Annotated in this window: 17 protein-coding genes and 1 riboswitch; of the genes, 8 read left to right on the forward strand and 9 right to left on the reverse strand. The window is 58.8% G+C overall.

Annotation, left to right across the window (positions count from 1 at the left end; all coding sequences use genetic code 11):
- Positions 1–79: 79 nt before the first annotated feature.
- The 3 genes from HMPREF3138_RS14470 to HMPREF3138_RS14480 all read right to left on the reverse strand — a co-directional run bounded on the left by HMPREF3138_RS14470 (position 80) and on the right by HMPREF3138_RS14480 (position 4,676).
- Complete coding sequence (locus HMPREF3138_RS14470) at positions 80–1,549, reverse strand: pyridoxal phosphate-dependent decarboxylase family protein (RefSeq protein WP_038871724.1); 1,470 nt, start codon at positions 1,547–1,549, stop codon at positions 80–82.
- Positions 1,550–1,567: 18 nt separating this feature from the next.
- Positions 1,568–2,950, reverse strand: coding sequence for a diaminobutyrate--2-oxoglutarate transaminase (locus HMPREF3138_RS14475; RefSeq protein ID WP_071605290.1), 1,383 nt, complete (start codon positions 2,948–2,950; stop codon positions 1,568–1,570).
- A 505-nt stretch (positions 2,951–3,455) separates the two neighbouring features.
- Complete coding sequence (locus HMPREF3138_RS14480; protein WP_038871688.1) at positions 3,456–4,676, reverse strand: NADH:flavin oxidoreductase/NADH oxidase family protein; 1,221 nt, start codon at positions 4,674–4,676, stop codon at positions 3,456–3,458.
- 72 nt (positions 4,677–4,748) lie between these two features.
- Here HMPREF3138_RS14480 and HMPREF3138_RS14485 point away from each other — a divergent pair, with 72 nt between their 5' ends.
- Positions 4,749–5,171 (forward strand): MerR family transcriptional regulator, encoded by a 423-nt coding sequence (locus HMPREF3138_RS14485; RefSeq protein ID WP_038871685.1) that lies wholly within the window; start codon positions 4,749–4,751, stop codon positions 5,169–5,171.
- On the opposite strand, the gene eno is transcribed toward HMPREF3138_RS14485, so the two are convergent.
- Genes eno through HMPREF3138_RS14500 form a run of 3 tightly spaced genes read right to left on the reverse strand, consistent with a single transcriptional unit; the run spans position 5,158 to position 7,855 of the window.
- Positions 5,158–6,441, reverse strand: coding sequence for a phosphopyruvate hydratase (gene eno, locus HMPREF3138_RS14490; protein WP_038871684.1), 1,284 nt, complete (start codon positions 6,439–6,441; stop codon positions 5,158–5,160). The two genes, HMPREF3138_RS14485 and eno, sit on opposite strands and share 14 nt — an antisense overlap.
- 16 nt (positions 6,442–6,457) lie before the next feature.
- Positions 6,458–6,886, reverse strand: coding sequence for an adenine nucleotide alpha hydrolase family protein (locus HMPREF3138_RS14495; protein WP_038871682.1), 429 nt, complete (start codon positions 6,884–6,886; stop codon positions 6,458–6,460).
- 3 nt (positions 6,887–6,889) lie between these two features.
- Positions 6,890–7,855, reverse strand: coding sequence for a DHHA2 domain-containing protein (locus tag HMPREF3138_RS14500; protein WP_080213324.1), 966 nt, complete (start codon positions 7,853–7,855; stop codon positions 6,890–6,892).
- Between the two features lie 40 nt (positions 7,856–7,895).
- Positions 7,896–7,971: riboswitch (Fluoride riboswitch) on the reverse strand.
- 248 nt (positions 7,972–8,219) lie between these two features.
- Here HMPREF3138_RS14500 and HMPREF3138_RS14505 point away from each other — a divergent pair.
- From HMPREF3138_RS14505 to HMPREF3138_RS14535, 7 genes are read left to right on the forward strand one after another with little or no spacing between them, the layout of a single operon-like run.
- Positions 8,220–10,661 carry a glycogen/starch/alpha-glucan phosphorylase gene (locus HMPREF3138_RS14505; RefSeq protein ID WP_038871679.1) on the forward strand — a complete coding sequence of 814 codons (2,442 nt, stop codon included), beginning with the start codon at positions 8,220–8,222 and terminating at the stop codon, positions 10,659–10,661.
- A gap of 1 nt (position 10,662) precedes the next feature.
- On the forward strand, positions 10,663–11,550 hold the full coding sequence (locus HMPREF3138_RS14510; protein ID WP_223294935.1) for a hypothetical protein: 888 nt from the start codon (positions 10,663–10,665) through the stop codon (positions 11,548–11,550).
- A gap of 12 nt (positions 11,551–11,562) precedes the next feature.
- The gene (locus tag HMPREF3138_RS14515) at positions 11,563–12,798 is read left to right on the forward strand and encodes a PP2C family protein-serine/threonine phosphatase (RefSeq protein WP_223294936.1); all 1,236 of its coding nucleotides are present in this window, start codon (positions 11,563–11,565) and stop codon (positions 12,796–12,798) included.
- Positions 12,799–12,825: 27 nt separating this feature from the next.
- Complete coding sequence (locus HMPREF3138_RS14520) at positions 12,826–13,167, forward strand: STAS domain-containing protein (RefSeq protein ID WP_038871672.1); 342 nt, start codon at positions 12,826–12,828, stop codon at positions 13,165–13,167.
- Between the two features lie 25 nt (positions 13,168–13,192).
- Positions 13,193–13,645, forward strand: coding sequence for an ATP-binding protein (locus HMPREF3138_RS14525; RefSeq protein WP_038871669.1), 453 nt, complete (start codon positions 13,193–13,195; stop codon positions 13,643–13,645).
- Positions 13,646–13,684: 39 nt separating this feature from the next.
- Complete coding sequence (locus HMPREF3138_RS14530; protein ID WP_038871667.1) at positions 13,685–15,565, forward strand: diguanylate cyclase domain-containing protein; 1,881 nt, start codon at positions 13,685–13,687, stop codon at positions 15,563–15,565.
- A 4-nt stretch (positions 15,566–15,569) separates the two neighbouring features.
- Positions 15,570–17,345, forward strand: coding sequence for a bifunctional diguanylate cyclase/phosphodiesterase (locus HMPREF3138_RS14535; protein ID WP_038871664.1), 1,776 nt, complete (start codon positions 15,570–15,572; stop codon positions 17,343–17,345).
- 11 nt (positions 17,346–17,356) lie between these two features.
- Here the strand turns inward: HMPREF3138_RS14535 and HMPREF3138_RS14540 are convergent, their stop codons facing one another.
- Genes HMPREF3138_RS14540 through HMPREF3138_RS14550 form a run of 3 tightly spaced genes read right to left on the reverse strand, consistent with a single transcriptional unit; the run spans position 17,357 to position 22,667 of the window.
- Positions 17,357–19,540, reverse strand: coding sequence for a glycoside hydrolase family 2 protein (locus HMPREF3138_RS14540; protein ID WP_070559131.1), 2,184 nt, complete (start codon positions 19,538–19,540; stop codon positions 17,357–17,359).
- Positions 19,537–22,218 carry a hybrid sensor histidine kinase/response regulator gene (locus HMPREF3138_RS14545; protein WP_038871660.1) on the reverse strand — a complete coding sequence of 894 codons (2,682 nt, stop codon included), beginning with the start codon at positions 22,216–22,218 and terminating at the stop codon, positions 19,537–19,539. The genes HMPREF3138_RS14540 and HMPREF3138_RS14545 overlap by 4 nt, the downstream gene beginning before the upstream one ends.
- Positions 22,215–22,667 (reverse strand): hypothetical protein, encoded by a 453-nt coding sequence (locus HMPREF3138_RS14550; RefSeq protein ID WP_038871657.1) that lies wholly within the window; start codon positions 22,665–22,667, stop codon positions 22,215–22,217. Before HMPREF3138_RS14550 ends, HMPREF3138_RS14545 begins: the two co-directional genes overlap by 4 nt.

Consider the following 22,667-nt stretch of genomic DNA (forward strand, 5'->3'; position numbering starts at 1 on the left):
TTAGGAGGTGGTTTAAGGCTTACAATAAAAAAGCCGATAACCTGGGGGTTATCGGCTTTTAATGCGCAGTGGCGGAGGGTTACGCCGGCAGCTGCTGTGCGGTTTTCTCGACCAGCGCCAGCAACAGCTTGATGTCTTCCAGCGTCACGATCGGGTTCAGCAGCGTCATCTTCAGGCAGGTCACGCCATCGAACTCGGTCACGCCGACGTTGGCGCGGCCCGATTCCAGCAGGGCGTCGCCGATGCGCTGGTTGAACAGCGCGACGGCCGCGTCGCCGTTCGCCGCCAGCTGCACCGGACGGTAGCGGAACAGCACGCTGGCCAGCTGCGGCTGCATCACCAGTTCCAGCGATTCCTGATCGGCGATGTAACGCGCCACCTGCTGCGCCAGCGTCACGCCATGATCGATGATCTCGGCGTATTGCTTCTGCCCCAGCGCTTCCAGCCCCATCCACAGCTTCAACGCATCGAAGCGGCGGGTGGTCTGCAGCGATTTGGACACCAGGTTCGGCACGCCTTGCGCTTCGTCAAACTCGGAGTTCAGGTAGGCTGCCTGATAGCGCATCAGCTCATAGTGGCGCTCGTCTTTCAGCAAGAAGGCACCGCAGCTGATGGTCTGGAAGAACTGCTTGTGGAAGTCCAGGGTAATGGAGTCCACCAGTTCCAGGCCGTCCAGGTAGTCGCGGTACTGCTCGGAAAGCAGCAGCGCGCCGCCCCAGGCCGCATCCACGTGTACCCAAATCTGCTGCTCCGCCGCCAGCCGCGCGATGTCGCGCAGCGGGTCAATGGCACCGGCGTCGGTGGTGCCGGCGGTGGCGACAATCGCCATCACCTGCTCGCCGTTGGCCTTGGCCTGCGCCAGTTTTTCCGCCAGATCGTTCACGTCCATACGGGCGAAGCGATCGGTTTTCACCAGGGTGACGGACTGATAGCCGAGGCCCATCAGCGCCATGTTCTTCTGCACCGAGAAGTGGGCGTTTTCAGAACAGAACACCTTCAGCTTGCGCAGATCGCCCACCAGGCCGTCCTGCTGCACGGAGTGGCCCTGACGCGCGAAGAACGCATCGCGCGCCAGCATCAGCCCCATCAGATTGCTCTGGGTGCCGCCGCTGGTGAACACCCCGGCGTCGCCGGGCTGGTAACCGACCTGGGCACGCAGCCACTCGATCAGCTTCATTTCGATCAGCGTGGCCGACGGGCTTTGATCCCAGGAATCCATGCTCTGGTTGGTGGCGTTGATCAGCACTTCGGCGGCCTGGCTAATCACCAGGCTCGGGCAGTGCAGGTGCGCCACGCACTGCGGGTGGTGCACCGACAGGCTGTCTTTCAAAAAGTACTCGATGGCACGATCGATAGCCGCCTGGTTGCCCAGGCCTTGCGGGGTGAAGTCGAGCTTGATGCGCTCGCGCAGTTCGGCCACGCTTTTGCCCTGATACATCTCGGGCTGCTGCAGCCATTGCACGACGGCTTCACTGCTCTGCGCGATCGCCTGGCGGTAAGCCTCGGCGCTGTGCGCCGAGGAAGCCAGAATCGGGTTTAACTTGGACATCGCGGTCATTCGCTCCAATCAGACTGGCTTGACGCCGGCGGCCAACAGCGCCTGCTCAAATTTATCCAGGAAAATACCCAGCTCATCGTTGGTGATCAGCAGCGAAGGCAGCAGGCGCAGCACGCAGCCGTTGCGCCCGCCGCGCTCCAGGATCAGGCCGGATTCGAAGCATTTCTTCTGCAGCAGCGCAGACAGTTCGCCATCGGCCGGGTAGCAGCCCATGTGATCCTGCGCTTCATTCGGCTTGACGATCTCGATGCCGATCATCAGGCCCAGACCGCGGACGTGACCGATCACCGGATAACGTTTCTGCAGCTCGGCCAGTTTGCCTTTCAGCCATTCGCCTTGAGCGGCCACTTTGTCGGCGACCTTGTGCTCTTTCAGGTATTGCAGGGTGGTCAGGCCGGTGGCCATCGCCAGCTGGTTGCCGCGGAAGGTGCCGGTGTGGTGACCCGGTTCCCAGGCGTCAAACTCTTTCTTGATGCCCAGTACCGCGAGCGGCAAGCCGCCGCCGACCGCTTTCGACATCACGATGATGTCCGGCTCGATGCCGGCGTGTTCGAAGGCGAACAGCTTGCCCGTACGGGCGAAACCGGCCTGAACTTCGTCGATGATCAGCAGAATGCCATGCTCCTGCGTCACTTTGCGGATGCACTGCAGCCACTCGGCAGGTGCCGGGTTAACGCCGCCTTCGCCCTGAACGGCTTCCAGGATCACCGCCGCCGGTTTACGCACGCCGCTTTCCACGTCGTTGATCAGGTTGTCGAAGTAGTAGGTCAGCGCCTTGACGCCGGCTTCGCCGCCGATGCCCAGCGGGCAGCGGTATTCATGCGGATAAGGCATGAACTGCACTTCCGGCATCATGCCGTTGATCGCCGCCTTCGGCGACAGGTTGCCGGTGACCGACAGCGCGCCGTGGGTCATGCCGTGATAACCGCCGGAGAAGCTGATCACGCCGGAACGGCCGGTGTGCTTTTTCGCCAGCTTCAGCGCGGCTTCCACCGCATCGGCACCGGACGGGCCGCAGAACTGCAGGCAATACGCTTTGCCTTCGCCCGGCAACAGAGAGAGCAGGTAATCGGAGAAACGATCTTTTAACGGGGTCGTGAGATCGAGAGTATGTAACGGCAAGCCGCTGGTAATGACATTTTGGATGCTTTGCAGGACGTCGGGGTGATTATGTCCAAGAGCCAACGTTCCCGCCCCGGCCAGGCAATCAAGATATTGATTATTCTCAACATCAGTGATCCAAACGCCCTGGGCTTTCGCAATTGCCAACGGCAATTTGCGCGGATAACTCCTAACATTCGACTCAAATTCGGCTTGGCGCGCCAAATAGGTTTCATTGTTTCCGTTTAATGAGTTTGCAACTAAAGTATCAATACGGACTTTATCCGTCATCATATCTCTCCTACAACCGAAGGTCTCAACACGCTCCGATTGAATTAATGAATTAGAAAAGTAACTGCCTTGTGAAAAGCGCGACCAATATATGGCTTTTTCGCCTGGGACTCAATAGCCGATTTTGTTTTGAATTGTTTGGTTTTTTCTTAGGCTCATCAATATGTTGTTGATTTATTGACCGTTGATTTTGCCGGTAAAAAACAACATATCGTTAACATGGCACAAAAATCCTTTCCGCCGCCAACCTGCAGGCGGCTTTAATACGCTTATTAATAAGGTGAATTTCCGCTTAATAACATAAATAGGAATTAACGGCTTATTTTTATCTATTCACCACCTTAAGTCCTATAGCGTTTATATACACAAAATTTGTGATGAATATAAATGGCCAACCGTTAAAAGCGCAGCATCCAGATCGGTGATTTCTCTCAGATTTCACGTAGCGCGATCAAAAAAGCGCTATTTTTACGCAGCGCCGGCCGGTGCGCCGGCGCTGTTGCCGTTAACGTTGCCGTAACCAGGCGTGGTAGCGCTGCAGGATACGGCGGGTGCGCCATTGATCGACGATCAGCGTGAACAGCGGGGAGTAGCGTACGTTGCGCGGCCGATTGTCACTCAGCGCGCGCATCCGGCGCTTGACCAACGCCATGCGGGCGAGCGACGCCATCGCTTTGCTGCGCCAGGTGACCGGGGCAGGCAGCGCATGGGGAGCCGCGCCGGTTTGCCAGCGCCGCGGCAGATCGGGCACTTCCGCCATGGCGGTGGCGATGCCGGCAACCGCAACGCCGCTGTCCAGCACCCGCTGCGCCACCGAAGGACGGGCGATGCCGCCGGTGGTCATCACCGGCATGCGGGCCACCGCAGCAAGATCGCGGGCGAAGGACAGAAAATAGGCTTCTCGCGCCAGGGTGCGGCCGTCCGCCGTTTCGCCTTGCATCGCCGGGCTTTCGTAGCTGCCGCCGGACAGTTCGATCAGATCGACCGGCAGATCGTTCAGCATCAGCACCACCTGGCGGGCATCGTCCGATGAAAAACCGCCGCGCTGAAAATCGGCGGAGTTCAGTTTGACCGCCACGCAAAAGCCCGGCGAGACGCGCTCGCGCACCGCACGCACCACCTCCAGCAGCAGGCGGGCGCGGTTCGCCAACTCGCCGCCCCAACGATCGTTGCGTTGGTTGGTCAGCGGTGAGAGAAACTGGGATATCAGGTAACCGTGCGCCGCGTGGATCTCCACGCCGGTAAAACCGGCCCGTTCGGCGGCGTGCGCGCTGGCGGCGAAGCGCGCGATAACCTCGGCGATCTGCGTTTTATCCATCGCCTGCGGCTGGGCGAACAGCTTGCTGTGCTTGCCCATCGCCAGCGGGATGGCGGAGGGCGCCCATGCGTTGCCGCCCATATTCGCCATCACCTGCCGGCCCGGGTGGTTAAGCTGCATCCACACCTGCGCGCCGCCCTGGCGTGCGGCTTTGGCCCAGGTTTCGAACGGGGCGAGCGGCGTGTCTTGTTCCAGCACCACGCCGCCGGGGCCGGTCATGGCGCGGCCGTCGATCATCACGTTGCCGGTGATGATCAAGCCGGCGCCGCCTTCGGCCCAATAGCGGTATAAGCGCCACAGCGCCGGGCCGGGCAGTTGGCCCGGGGCGGCCAGATTTTCTTCCATCGCCGCCTTGGCCAGACGGTTGGTCAGGCGGCTGCCGTTGGGCAGCGTCAGTGGGGTAAACATCGGTTTTGCGCTCCTGTCGTAAGGGGAATGGCGCTATACTAGGTTTAAAGTTAACTTTAAGGTCAATAGGGCATGAAGATCGGAGAATTGGCGCAGCGCGCCGGCGTGGCTGCCTCGGCGATACGCTACTACGAGCAGCTGGGGCTGCTGCCGAAACCGGTGCGCGGCGTCAACGGCTATCGGGTCTACAGCGATAGCGCGCTGGAGCGATTGCACCTGATCCAAATCGGCCAAAATCTGGGGTTTTCGCTGCAGGCGATCCAACGCGTGCTGGCGCTGCAGGGCAGCGCTTATGAGGATGGGTTGATACGTGGCGTCGATGAACGGCTGGCGGAGATCGAGCTGATGATGGCCACGCTGAATGAACAACGAGAAACCTTGTTGACGACCCGGCTGACCTTATTGGAGTCCGGCGTTGCCGGGCTGTGCCAAGCCAAGGGCGTAAAACAGGCCGACGCATCGCCGGCCCGGCCGGCAAAGCTTAGCGGCGTTTAAAGGCGAAACGCCCGGCATACACCGCCGCGGCGCCCAACTGATCTTCGATGCGCATCAGCTGATTGTATTTTTCGATCCGCTCGCCGCGGCTCGGCGCGCCGGTTTTCAGATGGCCGGCTCGCATCGCGACCGTCATGTCGGCGATAAAGCTGTCGACGGTTTCACCGCTGCGGTGCGAGATAAAGGTGCCCCAGCCGTTCGCCTGGCAGAGCTGTACGGCGGCGAAGGTTTCGCTCAGCGTGCCGATCTGGTTCAGCTTGATCAGCGCCGCATTGGCCAACCGTTCATCAATCCCGCGCTGGATGTATTTCACGTTGGTGACGAACAGATCGTCGCCGACCAGCTCCACCTGGTCGCCCAGGGCGTCGCTCAGAATACGCCAGCCGGCCCAGTCGTCTTCGGCCAAGCCGTCTTCAATCAGCACGATGGGGAAGTCCTGCACCAGCCGTTGGTAATAGGCCGTCATCTGGGCTGCGTCCAACTCGAGGTTCTCGCTGCGCAGGCGGTACTTGCCGTCGGCGTAGAATTCGCTCGAGGCCGGATCCATGCAGATCGCGATATCTTCTCCCGGCCGGTAGCCGGCTTTTTCTATCGCCTGCACGATCAGCTCGAGCGGCTGGCGGTTTGAGGCGACCGCCGGCGCGAAACCGCCTTCGTCACCGACGCCGACCGACAGGCCTTTTTCCAACAGGATTTGGCGCAGCGCCTGATAAACTTCACTGCCCCAGCGCACGGCCTCGCGCAGCGACGGCGCGCCCAGGGGAGCTATCATGAACTCCTGAAAGTCCGCCCCTTGCCACCGGGCGTGCACGCCGCCGTTGATGATATTCATGCAGGGCACCGGCAGCAGGTTGGCGCCGATGCCGCCCAGATAACGATACAGCGGCAGCTGCGACAATTGCGCCGCGAGGCGGGCGGCGGCCAGAGAAACACCGAGCAGGGCGTTGGCCCCCAATCGGCTCTTGTTCTCGCTGCCGTCCAGCGCGATCAGCCGGCGGTCTATCTCCTCTTGTTGGCGCACATCCACTCCGCGCAGCACCTCGTTGATCGCCGTTTTGACGCTGTGCACCGCCTCCAGTACGCCTTTGCCGCCGAAACGGTGCGGATCGCCGTCGCGGTGCTCCACCGCCTCGCGCGACCCGGTGCTGGCTCCCGAAGGCACCGAAGCCCGGGCCACGACGCCCGCCGCGCTCATTTCGACTTCGACGGTCGGGTTGCCGCGCGAATCCAGGATCTCTCTGGCGGTTACGCTTTCAATCTCATCGCTCATGGGTAGTCACCTCGTTCTAGGGAGTGGGAACGTGCTTTATCAGCACATCGATGGATAAATGGTTGATGAATTCGAAGCCGAAGGAGGCATAGACGCCAAACGGACGGTTCTGATGGCCGAGCAACAAAAGATCGACGCCTTCACGGGCAATCAGGGCTTCGACGTCTTTGAAGCGATGGATGCTGACCATTGCGCGCACCTCCAGGGGGATTGAGCAGTCGTCCACCAGGCGGCTGAGCATGGCTTTGGCGGCGATCACCTCGCTGGACTGGCGATCTTTGATTTGCGCATCGCTGAGGTAGTCCAGCTCGGCATAGTCGGCGCTGATGTGCGCCACGGTAATGCGCGTATTCATCTGCTGATTGAGGCGTTCGGCATGGCGCAACAGCAGCCGGCCGTCGCGTTCATCCTGCACCAGCAGTAAAGCGTGTTGGTAGATCGGCATGACTTATCTCCCTGCGTGAGCAATCTGTAGGGTTAACCACGGTAAAACCTCTTTTTTTCGGCTCGTCATCCCGGGCAGCGACACCTGCCGAATGGCGAGCACCCGGTTCGACGAGAAATACAGGGTGGATCGGCGGTGGGTGATATCGGTAACCAGGAGCGCGGTCATCTCCAGCCCGGCTTCCTGCTTCGCCTGCTCGAGTGCCTGTTGCAGCGCGGGCAACAGCGGATCGATGTCGCTCATGGCCCGCACTTCTATCTGCGACAGCAGCAGCGAAACGGTATGGATGCGGTAATTCTTGGCATCGCGCTGCAGCAACTGCGGGGCGGATTGCCCGGAGAGATCGGTTTTGGCGGCCAGTAGCCCGGTGGTGAAGGTGTCATAGTCGACGTGAGAAATTGCGCGCAACCGGGTGACCGCCCGCCGATCCTGTTCCGTGGTGGTCGGCGCACTGAGCGCGACGGTGTCGCTCAGGATGGCGCCCAGCAGCAGCGTGGCCTGTGCGGCGTTAAGTGGCATCGGTTTTTCTGCCGTCAGGATCTGCAGGATCACGGTGGCGCAACAGCCGACGGCGCGCACCCAGACATCGGGCGGGTTGCGGGTGACTAATGTGCCCAGCCGGTGATGGTCGATAACGCCGACCACGTCGCTGTCGGGCAATGAGGCCGGGCCTTGTTCGATATCGGTAAAGTCGACCAGCCAGACTTTGCGGTCACGGAGATCGTCTGTCAGCAGCGCAGGCGCCTGTACGCCGGCGGCAGCCAGTATGTAGCGGGTTTCCGGCGTCAGCTCGCCAAGGCGGAAAGCCACGGCCGGTTTGCCGAGGTGATTGAGCCAGTCCGCGACCACCAGCGCGCTGCAGATGCTGTCGCTGTCGGGGTTTTTATGGCCGAAAACGTACAGAGGCATTTCCCGTGCGACGACATCGGGCTGGAGTGGAAAAGAGGTAAAACGTGAAATTTCATTCATAGCGACTCCTGACATACCTGCCTAAAAAATAAAGCGAAGTTGTATATCAGGCGTCATCATCCGGTTCGAGTGAACGCGGCGGTTGGGAAAGGTGGAACACCATCACCTTGTGAACGACTGTAGCGCAGCGCGGGGGTAAACGCAACGTTGGAACCGGCATGGATTAATCAAATCATTGCGTCGATCATCATTTAATTGTGCCAAATCCGCTCTTAATATAATTAACAATCTCACCATTTTCGTTTGAATTAAAAATAAATTCGGCAAAAAAAAGACATTATAAAAAAAGGGGCTAGAATTTATCTGATAACTTATTGCCGTTTAACGAATATACCGTTGAATATCATTCCCGAAAGGAAGTGCAATGACATCAGAACAGCCTGTAGCTACTGCGCCGAGCGTTAGCGAGCTGAGTGCGCAGATTGAAAACAATCTTAAATATCAACTCTGTGTGGCCTTGTCGGCGGCAACTGAAAGCGACATTTTCAATGCAGTGGCGCTGACTGTTCGTCATTATCAATACGATGACTTTCTGATTACGCAGCAAAGACAACGCGCGGAAAAAAAGAAACGTCTTTATTATTTGTCGATGGAGTTTTTATTAGGTCAGTCACTGCGCAATAACCTGATCAATATCGGCTTGCTGACGAATATGCAGCGCGCGGTTACCGAATTGGGATTCGATTTCGAGCGCATTATTGATGAAGAGCCCGATGCAGCTCTAGGCAACGGCGGGTTGGGGCGCTTGGCCGCCTGTTTCATTGACTCGATGGCCACGTTGGACATCGCCGCTTCCGGGCACGGCATCAAATACGAGTATGGGCTCTTCAAACAGGCGATCCACGACGGCAGGCAAATCGAACAGCCGGATGACTGGCACTCCACGCACTCGCCGTGGCTGGTCGAGCACCACGCCCAACAGATGCTGATCCCGATCGGCGGCCGCGTTGAGCACGGTGAAGACGCCGAGGGAAACTATAACCCGATGTGGATGGATTGGCGGATTCTCGTCGGGATCCCGCACGACTATCTCGTTTCTGGTTATCAGGGGTCTGCGACCAATAAGTTGAGGCTTTACAGCGCACTGGCTTCAGATTCCTTCAATATTCATATCTTCAACCGGGGTGACTATATCAAGGCGGTGAGCGAGAAAATCGCCTCCGAGAATATCTCAAAGATTCTTTACCCGGCGGATGAGGCGTTGACCGGCAAGGAGCTTCGCCTCACGCAGGAATATTTCCTGGTCGCCTGTACGCTGCGAGACGTGCTGGCCGATTATGCGAAGGAAGAAGCGCCGATCGCGGCGTTGCCGGAACGGGTGGCGATCCAGCTCAACGACACCCATCCCGCTCTGGCGGTGGCAGAACTGATGCGCCTGTTGGTCGATGAGCACCAGCTGCCGTGGGAGCAGGCCTGGGACATCACGCAGCGAACCTGCGCCTTCACCAATCACACGCTGATGCCCGAAGCGCTGGAAACCTGGTCGGTGAGCCTGTTTGAAAAGTTGCTGCCGCGTCATTTGCAGATCGTTTATGAGATTAACCGGCGTTTTCTGGCGGAAGTGGCCGCACGCTGGCCCGAGCAACCGCAGCTGTTGCCGTCGCTTTCCCTGTTCACGGGCGAAAACGACAAAAAGATGCGGATGGCTAACCTGGCAATCGTCGGCAGCCATCGGGTTAATGGCGTGGCAAAGCTACATTCGGAATTGATCAAGAAAAACCTGGTGCCGGATTTTTATTTTATCTCGCCGGAAAAATTCATTAACCAGACCAACGGCGTCACGCCGCGCCGCTGGGTGCAGCAGGCTAACCCACCGCTGGCAGCGTTTCTGCATCAACATTTGGCTAAGGAATGGCCGACGGATTTGCAGCAGTTGGCCGGGCTGGAGAAATTGGCCGACGATGTTGGCGCGATCGACGAAATACGTACGATAAAACGCGCAAATAAGGGCACCTTGTGTCGGCTGATTGCAGAGCGACACGGTATCCATCTCGATCCGATGGCGATGTTCGACTGCCAGGTGAAGCGGATCCACGAATATAAACGGCAATTGCTGAACATTCTCCACGTGATAGACCTTTATCTGGAGATCAAGGAAGGCGGTAAAACCATCGCGCCTAAAGTGCATCTGTTCGCCGGTAAGGCCGCGCCGAGTTATGCGGTGGCCAAGTTGATCATTCAACTGATCGGTTGCGTGGCGCAGCGCATTAATCAGGACGCTCGCGTCGGCGGCCAGCTGAAAGTGGTGTTCCTCGAGGACTATAAGGTCTCGCTGGCCGAACGCATTATCCCCGCGACCGATCTGTCCGAGCAAATCTCGACCGCCGGTACCGAAGCCTCGGGCACCAGCAATATGAAATTCGCCCTCAATGGCGCATTGACCATCGGCACGCTGGATGGGGCAAACATCGAAATCCGCGATGCGGTTGGGGCGGACAATTTTTACCTGTTCGGTGCCACCGCAGAGGAAATCGACGCCATCAGGCGCAGCGGTTACCACGGTGGCGATCATTATCGCAACAACCCGCGTATCGCCCGTGTGGTGGACTCACTGACGTCGGGCCTGTTTACGGCCGACCCTGAACTGTTTGCGCCGTTACGCAATATCCTGATCGCCGGCGACTATTTCTGTCATTTGCAAGATTTCGAGAGCTATCGGCTGGCTCAGCTGCGAGCGGCGGCCGATTTCGACGAACCGGAGCGGTGGCACCGTCGCGCCCTGTTGACCATCGCACGCATGGGCGGTTTTTCCAGCGATCGCACCATTCGCGGCTATGCCAAGGAGATTTGGGGGATGAATTACTGATATGACCACCCGTTTATTACGGCGCCTGTCCCCGCTTGCCGGCTGTCTGTTCAGCGTTTGCGGCTGGGCGGCGGACACGACGCCTAACCAACCGGCAGTGCGGGTGTTCACCAGCCCTTGGGCGCGTCTGTTCTCCGGCAGCGAATCGTCTTTCTCCGCGGCGCTGACCTATAACTCGGATTTGGCCCGGCATCCGGTTTATGTGCCCACGGGGAGCGACTCTTCCGAGATCCGCGATAAGTACAATCAGCGCCTGCTGCTGAGCATGCAGTATTCGCCGATGAGCTATTTCTTCGCCAACATGACGGTGCGAATGCCGCTGCAGGACACCAATAAATACAGCACCGATTTCGTTTACAGCTTTGGCTACGATGACTGGCACCCCGGCACCTTCAGCCTGGTCTACGGCAACTATAACGATAATAACCACTTTTATCCGGCCAGCGGCGACAGACACACCTATTTTGAACAAGGCGCCTGGACGTTTGCGTATAAATTCAGTTTGCCGGACAGCGTCGAAAAACACCTGCTGATCAACAAGGAAGACGCGTTGATCTGCCAGGTGGGATACAGCTATGTCCCGCGCTACTATTCGTTGGCCGACAGCGGCATCAAACGTAACAAAAGCTCGCTGTTGGCCAGCTGCGGTTACACGCTGCTGCAACACTATTTCCTGCGCGTGTCGTCGTTCTATTACCCCGACAGTCAGCAACAGCAGCCCTGGGACTACGACTACACCTACAGTATCGGCTATGTGTCCAGCTATTTGCCGGGCGCGGTTTCCGTGCATTACGACAACTACACCGGTACGCGCTACCCATGGCGCAGCGATGCCAATGCCAATTTTCGGCGCGGGACGATCAACCTGAGCTGGACGCTCCCGTTTTAAGCGAGTGTGACTGTGGAACCGACGGAGAAAGACAGCGCATCCCCTTTGACCATCCTGATCGTCGATGACTCCAGGAGCTACCGGCATCTGCTGGGCAGCATGCTGAGCAAATGGGGCTACCGGGTGTTGGAGGCGCAGGACGGCGTACACGCGCTGGCGATGTTGGAGACGCAAACCATCAACGCCGTCATCAGCGATTGGGAAATGCCGCAAATGGACGGCGTGGCGCTCTGCCACCAAATTCGCCAGCGTGATTTCGGTCATTACATCTATGCCATTCTGGTGACGGCGCGCCAGTCGATCGACGATCTGGTGCAGGGGCTGGAATCTGGTGCCGACGATTTCCTCTCCAAACCGGTCAATCAGAGTCAGCTGCGCGCCCGACTTCATGCCGCCGAACGCATCCTGACGTTAGAAAGCACGCTGGCGATTCGCAACCAGCGGTTGAGCAGCGCCTACCGGCAAATCGAGCAGGATCTGCAGGCTGCCGCACGATTGCAGCGCAGCGTGTTGCCGGCGGCAGCGTTGACGTTCAGCGGCTATCAGGCGGACTGGATGTTTTTGCCTTCCGCGTACGTTTCCGGCGACCTGCTGAACTATTTTGCGCTCGACGCCCGTCATTTGGCGTTTTACTGCATTGATGTCGCCGGTCATGGGGTGAGCGCCGCGATGCTTTCCCTGGCGGTCGCCAGAGAGTTTCTTACCGGCCGGGCCGATGGGCGACTGCTGATCGACGAGGGAGGCGTCATTGCGCCTCATCAGGTGGTCGCGGCGCTCAACCGGCGTTTTTGCTTCGACAACGAAGAAATCACCAGCTATTTCACGCTTATTTACGGTTTTATCGACACTCGAACCGGGCGGGGGGCGCTCTGTCAGGCCGGGCATCCGACGCCTTTCATTATCTGCCGGGACGGTGAACTGCGTACCGTCGGCCTCGGTGGTGTCCCCGTTGGGCTTTTTCCCCAGTCGGAGTATCAAAGCTGCGAGTTTTCTCTGGCGCCCGGCGAACGGCTCTATCTTTACAGTGACGGCATCAGCGAATGTGAGAACCGCGCGGGAGAGCTCTATGGAGAAACGCGGCTGCAGCAGTTACTGACAGAGCATCGTCTGCTGGCGACGGCCGCGGTTTTCCAGCGCGTTGAACGCGAGCTGGGCGACTGGAGCCGACCGGAGCCTGACGGGCTCGCAGAGTACGGCCGTTTCTTTAATGACGATATTTCGCTGGTGGCGATCGAGCGCACCGCATAACCGCAGACAACTTCGATGAGGAAGACCATGAATTTTGAAATGTACACCGAAAATGACATCGAGATCGTGGTGCCGCTGGTGCGCCGCCTCGACGCTTCCGTCGCGCTGGCGTTCAAGCAGCAGGTGCTGGAAGTGATCGAGCGTAACGGTAATCACGTACTGCTCGACTTCAGCCGAGTCGATTTCATCGACAGTAGCTGTTTGGGCGCGCTGGTGTCGATACTCAAAACGTTGAACGGAAAAGGGGAACTGGTGCTGTGTTCGCTGAACGGCAATATTCAGCATCTGTTCAAACTGACCCGTATGGACCGGATTTTTACCATCGGCGCTACGCGGCAGGACGCGCTAAATATCCTTGCCCGCGAATAGCGTGGCGTTTAACCGGGAGGCCTTGATGGAGACAGCCACCACCACGCTGCGCCTGGGTGCGGCGCTTGAAAATCTGGATACGCTGAGCAACGCTTTTCAGCGGTTCGTGGCGCCGTTCGCGCTTGATCCGGCAGCGATATATCAGATGGATTTGGCGGCCAGCGAGGCATTCAGCAACATCGTCCGGCACGGCGTCAATTACGACGTGCGGCATAACGTGGATGTGACTATGTCACTATTTGCCGACGCGATCGCCGTGACGCTCACCGACAGCGGGCGTCCTATACCGGCGGACATTCTGCAGGCGGTAGCGGATAAACAACGGTCGTTCCCCGAACCGGGCTCGCTGGAAAGTTGGCCAGAAAGCGGAATCGGATTGATACTGATTTATTCCATGATGGACGAAGTTCGTTACCGTTCCGCCGACGGACGCAACGAACTGATTCTGATTAAAAATACGACGGGCGATCGGACCTGAAAGGCGGCGTGGCCCGTTGGAGACGCAACAGGAGTCAATATGCTCGAACCCTGCTTCCCCGAAAACGAGGCCGAACGCCTGTCGGTATTGAATTCGCTGAACGTGCTGGATTCGAACTCGGTGGAAAAGCTGGATCGCATCACGCGGCTGGCCGCCAAATATTTCGGCGTCACCATTGCGCTGGTGTCACTGATCGACCGGGATCGCCAATGGTTTTTATCGCGCTATGGCTTGGATGCGCGGGAAACGCCGCGCAATATCTCGTTTTGCGGCCATGCCATCTTGCAGCGTGAAACGCTGGTGGTGCCCGACACTGCCAAGGATCCGCGCTTTTTCGATAATCCGCTGGTGGTCGGTGGCCCGAGGATCGGTTTTTATGTCGGGCAGCCGTTGCTATCGCTGGACGGCTTGCCGCTCGGCACGCTTTGCATTATCGACAGCCACCCTCATCCTTTTCCTCAGGACAAACTGGCCGACCTGCATGACTTCGCCGCGGTAGTGGAAGAGTATCTGCAAAGCATTGAGCGCCACGTCTATACCGAAAACCTGAAATCCGATCTGCAGCGCACGGAGGCGCTATTCGAGCAGACCTTTTCTCAGGCGGCGGTGGGCATGGCGCTGGTCTCGCTGCAGGGCTATTGGCTGCGGGTCAATCCGCGCATCTGCGAAATGCTGCAATACTCTGAGCGCGAGCTGATGGATCGCACGTTTCAGGACATCACTTATCCACTCGATCTCAATACCGATCTGGAGTACTTGCAACAGCTGCTGAAAAACGAAATCAGCACCTATTCGATGGAAAAGCGTTATTTCCGCGCCGACGGCTCGATCGTCTGGGTGCAGTTGACGGTGGCGCTCAATCGCCTGCCGAACGGCAAGCCGGACCATTTTATCTCGGTTATCGTCGACATCAGCGAGCGCAAGGCGGCGGAGGCCGACCTGTTCGCCTTGCAGCATGAGCTGGAAGAGCGCGTCGAAATCCGCACGCATGAGCTCAACGTGGTGGTTAAAAAGCTCAACGAAGAGATAGAAACCCGGGTACTCGCCGAATCTCAGCTCAGCGCGGAGAAAGAACGCCTGCGCGCCATTACCGACAACATGCCGGCGTTAATCAGCCAGATCGACGCCAATGAACGCTATCTGTTTGCCAACAGCGCCTATAAAACCTGGTTTGGTCTGGAAGAGGCCAGCCTGCAGGGCATGACGGTGCGCGAGTTTATGGGCGAAAGCGTCTATCAAATGGCCAAGCCGATGATCGAACGGGCTCTGGCGGGCGAAATGGTCAGTTTCGAAAACGAATTGCAGACCCAGCAGGGGCTGCTGATGATCCACACCACGCTGGTGCCTTGCGAAGCGCAGGGATTTTACATTCTCGCCATGGACATCACTGAACTGAAGCGCCTGCAGCAACGGTTGGAGTATGACGCGACGCACGACATGCTGACCGGATTGACCAACCGACGCGCATTTCTGCGCCGGTTATCGGGCACGCTGCAGGCCTGTTGCCACCAGCGACAGATGGCGCTGCTGTTCATCGATCTTGATGGTTTCAAGACCCTGAACGACAGCTATGGCCATGACTTCGGCGATGTGATCCTGAAGACGTTCGCCAAATTGCTCAGCGCCTGCGCCGGCGAACGCCACAGCGTATCGCGCCTGGCCGGCGATGAATTCACGGTGATCCTGTGGCCGTTGACGGCGCCGCGGCGCGAGGTCAACGAATTCTGCGAAAAGGTGTTGGCGCAGCTGGCCGGCATTTCGCAGATCGGTCAACAAAAGGTCTGCCTGTCCGCCAGCATTGGCGCGGCGATCTCTTCGAACGGAGAGGTGACGGCGGAAATGCTGTTGGCCAGCGCCGATAGCGCAATGTATCAGGCGAAATCCGCCGGCAAAGGCACTTACGCCATCTGCGAGCTGTGAACGAATGCTAAGACATCTCAGTAAGAACGAAGACGAGCGCCTGGCGGCCATCGATGCACTGGCGGCCTTGGGGGCCGGCCACGACGATGCGATCCATCAGGTGCTGAATATCACCCGTAAACTGCTGGAGGCGTCGGGTTGCCTCATCTGCCTGTACGGATCGCGCAAGATCTGGCTCCGCGCACAGATTGACATCGGCTTTGAAGAGATAGATTTCGCCAGCCCTTTGTTCAATTTCGTTCGCCTGCAGGGCGAGGCGCTGTTTTGTCCGGATACTTTCGCGGATGAACGCTTTGCATCGGATCCCATGGTCAGGGGGGAGGCGGCTGTCCGCCACTGTACCGCCATCCCGCTTTCCACCCGCGAAGGTTACACGATCGGCGCATTTTGCCTCGTTGGCCCGCGACCAAAGCACTTAACGCGTCGCCAGGTCGAACTGCTACGCAGTATGGCCACTATCGTTGCCGAGCTCATCGAAGCACAGAGCGAAATCGGCCTGGTCGATGCCATTACCCGCTTGCCCAATCGTCAACGTCTAATGGGGGAGCTGGGTAATCTAGCGGATACGGGAAAATACGCGTTATTGCTGGTCGATACGATAGATATCAAGTACGCCTACGAGATGGCACGCTCCTTCGGCCTGTCTACGGTAGAGTTACTGCTGGGGGACATCGGCCATTTCCTGAAAGAGACTTTTCTCAGCGATCGGATGTTATACAGCATCGCGCCAGGACGTTTCGCCGTCATCATCGCGGCGCAGCAAATACCGCAGGCCAAGCACGATTTGTTGCGCTGCGCCGACCGTCTGCACCGCGAAGTGAGGGGGGACGTGCCGTTGCGGCTGGAACTTTATGCCGGTTATGCGTTATTTTCCGCGCCGCATGCCGATCCTGCCGAGATTTTGCGCCAGGCGACCAGCGCGCTGCATGATTCGATAGACGAAGGCAGGATCGTTTCTCTTTACAGCGAGCCGAAAGATGCGGTGCGTAAACATAAGTTCAATCTGTTCAATGAATTGGCGCAGAGTCTTAAGCAGAATCGCGGGCTGTTTTTGGAATATCAGCCCCAGATTGATTTGACAAGCGGCAGGATTGTCGGTGCGGAGGCATTATTGCGTTGGCGGCATGAACGCTTGGGGGCTATCCCGACGGCGGAATTCATTCCGCTGGTGGAAAATACCTCTCTGATAAAACCGCTTACCGAGTTCGTCATCGCGCAGTCGATTGAACAGCTGCTGTTGATGCGCGAAGCGGGGATCGTGTTCCCGATTTCGATCAATGTGACGGCCGGCAATCTGGCCGAGCGGCACTTTGCTGCGCGGTTGCACGAGGCCATTGTCCGGCGAGGGCTGCAGCCGGGCGATATTGAGATAGAGTGTCTGGAGTCGCAACGTATCCAGGAAAGCAGCGTGGCGCTGGCCTGTCTGCATACGCTAAAGGCTAACGGGCATCGCATTGCGCTGGATGACTTCGGCGCCGGTTACAGCAATTTAAACTATTTGCGCCATATCCCCGCCGACGTTGTCAAACTGGACGCCTCCCTGATCAAACAGCTGAAGAGCGATGCGGAAAGCCGCATTATCGTGCAAAACATCATCGATATGCTGCATAAGCTCAACTATGAAGTCTTGGCGGAGGGCGTGGAAGACCAAGAATCGCTCCACTACCTGACTCAATATCGATGTGACGTCGCGCAGGGCTTCTATTTTTCACCGGCGGTGACGTTGGAGAAGCTCTGCGCGTTAGTCGACATCCACGGACAGCAGCGGCGAAAACCGTAGCGCGGCATCGTTTATGGGATGCCCACCGAAAATTGCCGGCGATTCTCACCCAGGCGAAGGCCGTTGCTGTCCGTCAGTTCCGTCACTACCTGCAAGGGCTGTGCCGTACGCGGCGTGAGCTTGAGCTCCTTCAGTTTACGACCGCTGTCCGCCGGCAGATCGAGCGCCATCTCGCCGCGCGCCAGCTCCTGCTCGCCTTGCGTTACTCGCCAACGCAACGTGGCAGCGGTGTAGTCTTGCCAGCGATCGTTGATCGCCCACAGGCCGACCTTACCGCTTTCGCCCGGTCGCCAGTTGAGCGTGAGCGGCTCGATGGAGGGCAGCACCGGTTGATAGGCGCGTTGCAAGGCGAAGTAACCCGCTTTGGGGTGCCGTTGATAATCGATGACCGCCCAGTTGATTGAAGGCCAGGTTTCGCTGAACATAAACTGGAACAGAGCGGCGACCGGTTGATAGCGTTGGCGTCGATAGCTCTCCGCCGCCAGTTGGATGCCTTCCGCCTGATAACCCTGGGTGTTCGCGATAAAGCTCTCTATCGTAGCGCCACGCGACAATTTGGCCAGGCCAAAAGCCTGCTCGGGCTGGAAGTTGTGATATTGCCACACCTTCCAGCCCGGATCGTCGGGTGACGTGCTGGCGGGCCACAGCTTCGCCGCCGGAATGATGGTGCGCAACGTGGCGAGGCGAGGGAGCGCCTGCGCGCCAAACTCGCTGATGATCGCCGTGGTCGCCGGCTTGAGGAAATCACCGACAGAGCCGAAATACCATCCCTGCCAGTAATGCTCGGCGACCGTCGACCAGCGGTGAACGATGCGGGTGCGGTCTTCGCTCAACGTGTCCGCCACGCGTTGCGCCAGCCGGCGGTTGAGCGTGGGGGTCCAATCGGTAAACCGCTGTTTCATCCACGGGGAGTCGAAAGGCGGTTCATTTTGCCCGGCCCACACGATCACCGAAGGGTGATTGCCCCGTTGTCGCAGCAGATCGCCGGCCTGGCGCGCCGCTTCGGCGGCGAAGGCTTCACTGTCGTCATACCCCCATTGCAGTGGCATATCTTGCCACAGCAACATGCCCAGTTCATCGGCCTCGCGATACAGCGCCTGGCCGGCAACGTGCCCGTGCACCCGTACCGCGTTGATGTTTGCCGCGCGCATCAGCAGCAGATCCCGGCGATAAAGCGGGGCGGTCATGCTGCCGAGCCACGGTGAGCCGATATAGTTGGTGCCGCGAATAAACAGGCGCCGGCCATTGATCGTCCAGCCGTGGCCTGATGCCAGCTCACGAACGTCTCTCAAACCGGTTTGCGACGTGTGTCTATCCAGCAAGCCTTCAGCGTCGGATAACGTTGCCTCGATGCGATAAAGATGTTGCGCCCCATGGCCGTATGGCCACCAAAGTGCGGCGCCCGGCATCGGCAGCGAAACGGCGAGCGGTGCTTCGCCGGTCAACGTTACGCGGCGAGAAAGGCGATAGCTCTTGCCGGTGAAATTCAGCGGCGTCAGGCGCAGGATCAGGCGCGCCTTTCTCGGCCGATTCACCCGATAGTCGAGACGGATGTTCAGCGTCGGCCGCGCCAATCCCTGACGCCAGTCGGGCAGCGCCGTGAGGTTATCGATCGCTGCACCGCGGCTAAGGCGTAGCGTGACCGGCTGCCAAATACCGCCTGAGTTGGCGTCCTGGCCTTGCGGCGACCAGGCACCGCCGGGGCGGGTATCGTGCTGCGACAGTACGCCTTTAATCACGCGCTTGTGCAGCGGCCAGACGCTGCCGGGGGGGTCAAACGGACTGTCCACCCTCACCAGCAGGTGGTTTTCGCGCTGAGCCGCCTGCGTGACGTCGAACTGGAAACGCTGAAAATAGCCCTGATGCCGCCCGATAAAACGCTGATTGAGCCAGGCCTCCGTGCGATAGTCGACGCCGTCGAAAGTGAGCGTGGCCAGCCGATCGTGGGCGAGGCGCGGCAGGGTGAATGTCGTGCGGTACCACAGAGCGCCCTGGTGATCGACGCCGGCGCTGTACCAGTTCGCCGGAACCCGCAGAGGACGCCAATTCGGCGTCAGGCGCTGCCGATCGTCATGGGGCGGGTTGGCGTCCTGGTATTGCCAAACGCCATCGAGAGAAACGCTGCGCGGCGTTTGGGCAAGGGGGGATGACGCGCAGACCAGCAGCCCCAGAGAGAGCCAGAATTTTGTTTTCATGTTGCCTCCACGATGGCGATCAGCGCGTCGCGTAGCTGCCGGCTCAACGGCGCCAACTGCGACTGCAGAGAGGGGAGCGACGCGAGATCGCGGGCGCCGGCGGCCTGCTCAATGGCTTGCAAACAGGGTGTCAGCGGCGAGCCGGCAAAGTGCAGCGTTTCGCCTTTGAGGCGATGCGCGCAGCGTTTGATCTCGTCGCATGTCTGAGCGGCGATCGCCGCTTGCAAGGTATTCAACAGACCAGGCAATTCGTCGATAAACATCGCCGCCAGCTCGTTGAACAGCGCCGGATCGTTGTCCAACTGCGCGAGCGCAAGCGGATAATCGAAGGCGAGTACCGGAGCCGCGACGACCTGCGTAATTTCCTCCGCCAGTTTCTCCAGCAGGATGGGTTTGGCAATGTAACCGTCAAAGCCGAGCTGCAGGCATTTTTCTCTGTCGCCTTTCATGGCGTGTGCGGTCATGGCGATGATCCGCTGCGTCGGTTCGCCCGCCGGTTGCCGCCGCTCTGCCTGACGAATCGCCTGTACCGCTTCGACGCCGTCCATTTCCGGCATCTGCAAATCCATTAGAATGACGTCGTAGCGCGCCGTTTGCAGCCGGTTCAGCGCTTCGGCGCCATTGCCGGCCAGATCGGCGCTGTGCCCCAGTTTGCCGATAAAGCTGAGCGCCAGCTTTTGGTTGATCGGATTGTCTTCGGCGATCAGCAAATGATAGCGGGGGGCCGCCGCGTTCACCGGCGGCTCGTGGGTGGGGGGGGCGGCTGCGGGCGCGCTCGGTAGCATCGGCATCAGCGCCTGCTCCATGGCGGCAAACAGTTCCTCGGCATCGATAGGCTTCATCAGGAAAAAGGAGACCCCGACTTTTTTCAGCACCGCCTTATCGATCCGGCTGCCCGTCGAACTCAGCATAATCAGCGTGCAATGCCGCAATGATGGGGTAGACATGATCTCCAGCGCCAGCGCCATACCGTCCATTTCCGGCATTTGCGCATCCAACAGCACCAGCGGGAAAGGCGCGCGATTGTTCATCAGCGCCAGCGCCTCTTTGCCTGAACCGGCAAGAGTGGGTTTCAATCCCATATTGCGCAGCAGGTCGGACAGCAGACGCAGGTTGGTGGCATTGTCGTCCACCACCAGCACCTCGATGCCCGCCAGCGTCTGCGGCCAGCCGACGCTTTCTCTGCGCGCGCCTGACAACACCGGCAGGGAAAAATAGAAACAGCTGCCGCGCCCGGCATCACTGTCGACCTGCAATTCTCCTCCCATCATCGCCACCAGCCTGGCGGAGATCGTCAGCCCGAGACCGGTGCCGCCGTATTTTCTGGTCGTCGAGTTATCCGCCTGGCTGAACGATTCGAAAATGACTTTCTGCTTGTCTTTGGCGATGCCGATACCGCTGTCGCGGATGCTGAACAACAAACGATGCGGATCGTCGGCCACCGGCTCGATACGCAGCACCACTTCGCCAGCGGGAGTAAATTTGAGCGCGTTGCCGATCAGGTTGGTCAGTATTTGGCGTAGCCGCAACGGGTCGCCATAGATCTCGTCGGCAACGTCAGGGTGGATATCCACCAGCAGCTCTACGTTTTTCTCGGAGAACTTGGGCGTCAGCGGGCGGGTGATCTCCTGAATCAACGGCCGTAGGGCGAAATCTTCCGGATCCAGGCTGATCTTGCCCGCTTCGATTTTGGAGAAGTCCAAAATGTCATCGATAATTTTCAACAACGCGCGCGCGGAACTGTATGCCATCGTGATGTAGTCGCGTTGTTCCTGATTCAACTCGGTCTCAAGGCAGAGTTGGGTCATGCCGAGAATGCCGTTCATCGGCGTGCGTATTTCGTGGCTCATATTGGCGAGAAACTCGCTTTTCGCCTGGCTGGCCGCTTTGGCTATCTCAACCGACTGGCGGGATGAGGCCTCCGCCTCTTTGTGTTCCGTAATATCCTGCAGCGTGCCGATGACCCGCTGCACTTCGCCGTGCATGCCTTGCTGCACGATCTGGCCCTGCAGCGACACCCAGCCGTAACGCTCATCCGTGCGCTGCACTTTTGCTTCGCAGGCGAAAATCGGCAGGATGGCCCGGCTCGCCTGGCGAATACTCTGCGTGAAATGCGCCAGACAGTCGGCCGGAAAGGCCTGCGTCCACAAGCTGCCGGAAAGCACCGGATTGGTGCGCGGAATATCCAGCAACAGCAGCAACGCGTCATTGACCTGCAGCTCGTCTGTTGCCAAATCCCATTCCCAGATGCCGATGCGCGAGGTTTCGGCCGCCAGAATAAAGTCACTGTGCAGCCGTTGTTCGGCTTTAATGACGTCGGCATAGCGGCTGATATCGGTATGGGTACTGATCACGCCGCCCTCGGGCGTCCGGTGGTGCTGGATATACAGGGTGCGATCGGTGATCCGTCGAACTTCGTAATGATCTGGCCGGCGGTAGTTGGCCAGCAAGGTGGCCGCCATGCGCTTTTTGGCTTCGTCATGCAACGCCGGATAGCTGATGTCGATCATCATGCGTAAGACGTCGGCGAGCGTAAGCCCGACGCGTAACCAGGATTCAAGGCCGGGGTAATACTCGATTACGCGCCGGTTCCAATAGCTCAGCCGTTCTTCGGCGTCATAAATGGCCAGCGCAATAGGCGGGGCGTTGAGCGCGGAAAGCAGCGGCAGCTTGTTCATCCCGGCAGCCCCGATTGCGCGCTGGGATTGTGATGCAGTTCGGCCTGCCGCCGCATGAATTCCAGCCCCGGCGCCAGCACGATGGCCCAGGCGGTCAGGATCTCTTCATCGCATTCGGGATCGAGATCCCGCACGGTTTGCAGCACGGCCTTGCGCCACAGCGCATAAATCGACGGCGGCAGATTGAGGCTTTGCGGGCTGCCTTCTTGCGTCACCTGCACCAGGTAATCCGCCACGATATGGGTATTGGCGACCGAGAGCATGTAGAAAAAGGTTTTATAAATGATTTTCTGTTTTTCCAGCCGCTGAGCGATGCTGCCCGGCGAGCTAAGGTCTTCGGTGCTGCCGATAAACAACGCATAAAAATGGGTGAAGAACCGATCGCCTTTATCTCCCTGAGTGATGCGGCTGTAGCTGTTATTGAACAGCTCTTCATAATTGATGCCCAT

It is taken from the genome of Serratia sp. HMSC15F11 (assembly GCF_001808215.1).
Taxonomy (GTDB): Bacteria; Pseudomonadota; Gammaproteobacteria; order Enterobacterales; family Enterobacteriaceae; genus Serratia; species Serratia nevei.

What these genes read in the sequence shown, in the direction of transcription:
- HMPREF3138_RS14470 (WP_038871724.1), bottom strand. Translation starts at nt 1,549, where the DNA reads ATGTCCAAGTTAAACCCGATTCTGGCTTCCTCGGCGCACAGCGCCGAG.
- HMPREF3138_RS14475 (WP_071605290.1), bottom strand. Translation starts at nt 2,950, where the DNA reads ATGACGGATAAAGTCCGTATTGATACTTTAGTTGCAAACTCATTAAAC.
- HMPREF3138_RS14480 (WP_038871688.1), bottom strand. Translation starts at nt 4,676, where the DNA reads ATGTTTACCCCACTGACGCTGCCCAACGGCAGCCGCCTGACCAACCGT.
- HMPREF3138_RS14485 (WP_038871685.1), top strand. Translation starts at nt 4,749, where the DNA reads ATGAAGATCGGAGAATTGGCGCAGCGCGCCGGCGTGGCTGCCTCGGCG.
- eno (WP_038871684.1), bottom strand. Translation starts at nt 6,441, where the DNA reads ATGAGCGATGAGATTGAAAGCGTAACCGCCAGAGAGATCCTGGATTCG.
- HMPREF3138_RS14495 (WP_038871682.1), bottom strand. Translation starts at nt 6,886, where the DNA reads ATGCCGATCTACCAACACGCTTTACTGCTGGTGCAGGATGAACGCGAC.
- HMPREF3138_RS14500 (WP_080213324.1), bottom strand. Translation starts at nt 7,855, where the DNA reads ATGAATGAAATTTCACGTTTTACCTCTTTTCCACTCCAGCCCGATGTC.
- HMPREF3138_RS14505 (WP_038871679.1), top strand. Translation starts at nt 8,220, where the DNA reads ATGACATCAGAACAGCCTGTAGCTACTGCGCCGAGCGTTAGCGAGCTG.
- HMPREF3138_RS14510 (WP_223294935.1), top strand. Translation starts at nt 10,663, where the DNA reads ATGACCACCCGTTTATTACGGCGCCTGTCCCCGCTTGCCGGCTGTCTG.
- HMPREF3138_RS14520 (WP_038871672.1), top strand. Translation starts at nt 12,826, where the DNA reads ATGAATTTTGAAATGTACACCGAAAATGACATCGAGATCGTGGTGCCG.
- HMPREF3138_RS14525 (WP_038871669.1), top strand. Translation starts at nt 13,193, where the DNA reads ATGGAGACAGCCACCACCACGCTGCGCCTGGGTGCGGCGCTTGAAAAT.
- HMPREF3138_RS14530 (WP_038871667.1), top strand. Translation starts at nt 13,685, where the DNA reads ATGCTCGAACCCTGCTTCCCCGAAAACGAGGCCGAACGCCTGTCGGTA.
- HMPREF3138_RS14535 (WP_038871664.1), top strand. Translation starts at nt 15,570, where the DNA reads ATGCTAAGACATCTCAGTAAGAACGAAGACGAGCGCCTGGCGGCCATC.
- HMPREF3138_RS14540 (WP_070559131.1), bottom strand. Translation starts at nt 19,540, where the DNA reads ATGAAAACAAAATTCTGGCTCTCTCTGGGGCTGCTGGTCTGCGCGTCA.
- HMPREF3138_RS14545 (WP_038871660.1), bottom strand. Translation starts at nt 22,218, where the DNA reads ATGAACAAGCTGCCGCTGCTTTCCGCGCTCAACGCCCCGCCTATTGCG.
- HMPREF3138_RS14550 (WP_038871657.1), bottom strand. Translation starts at nt 22,667, where the DNA reads ATGGGCATCAATTATGAAGAGCTGTTCAATAACAGCTACAGCCGCATC.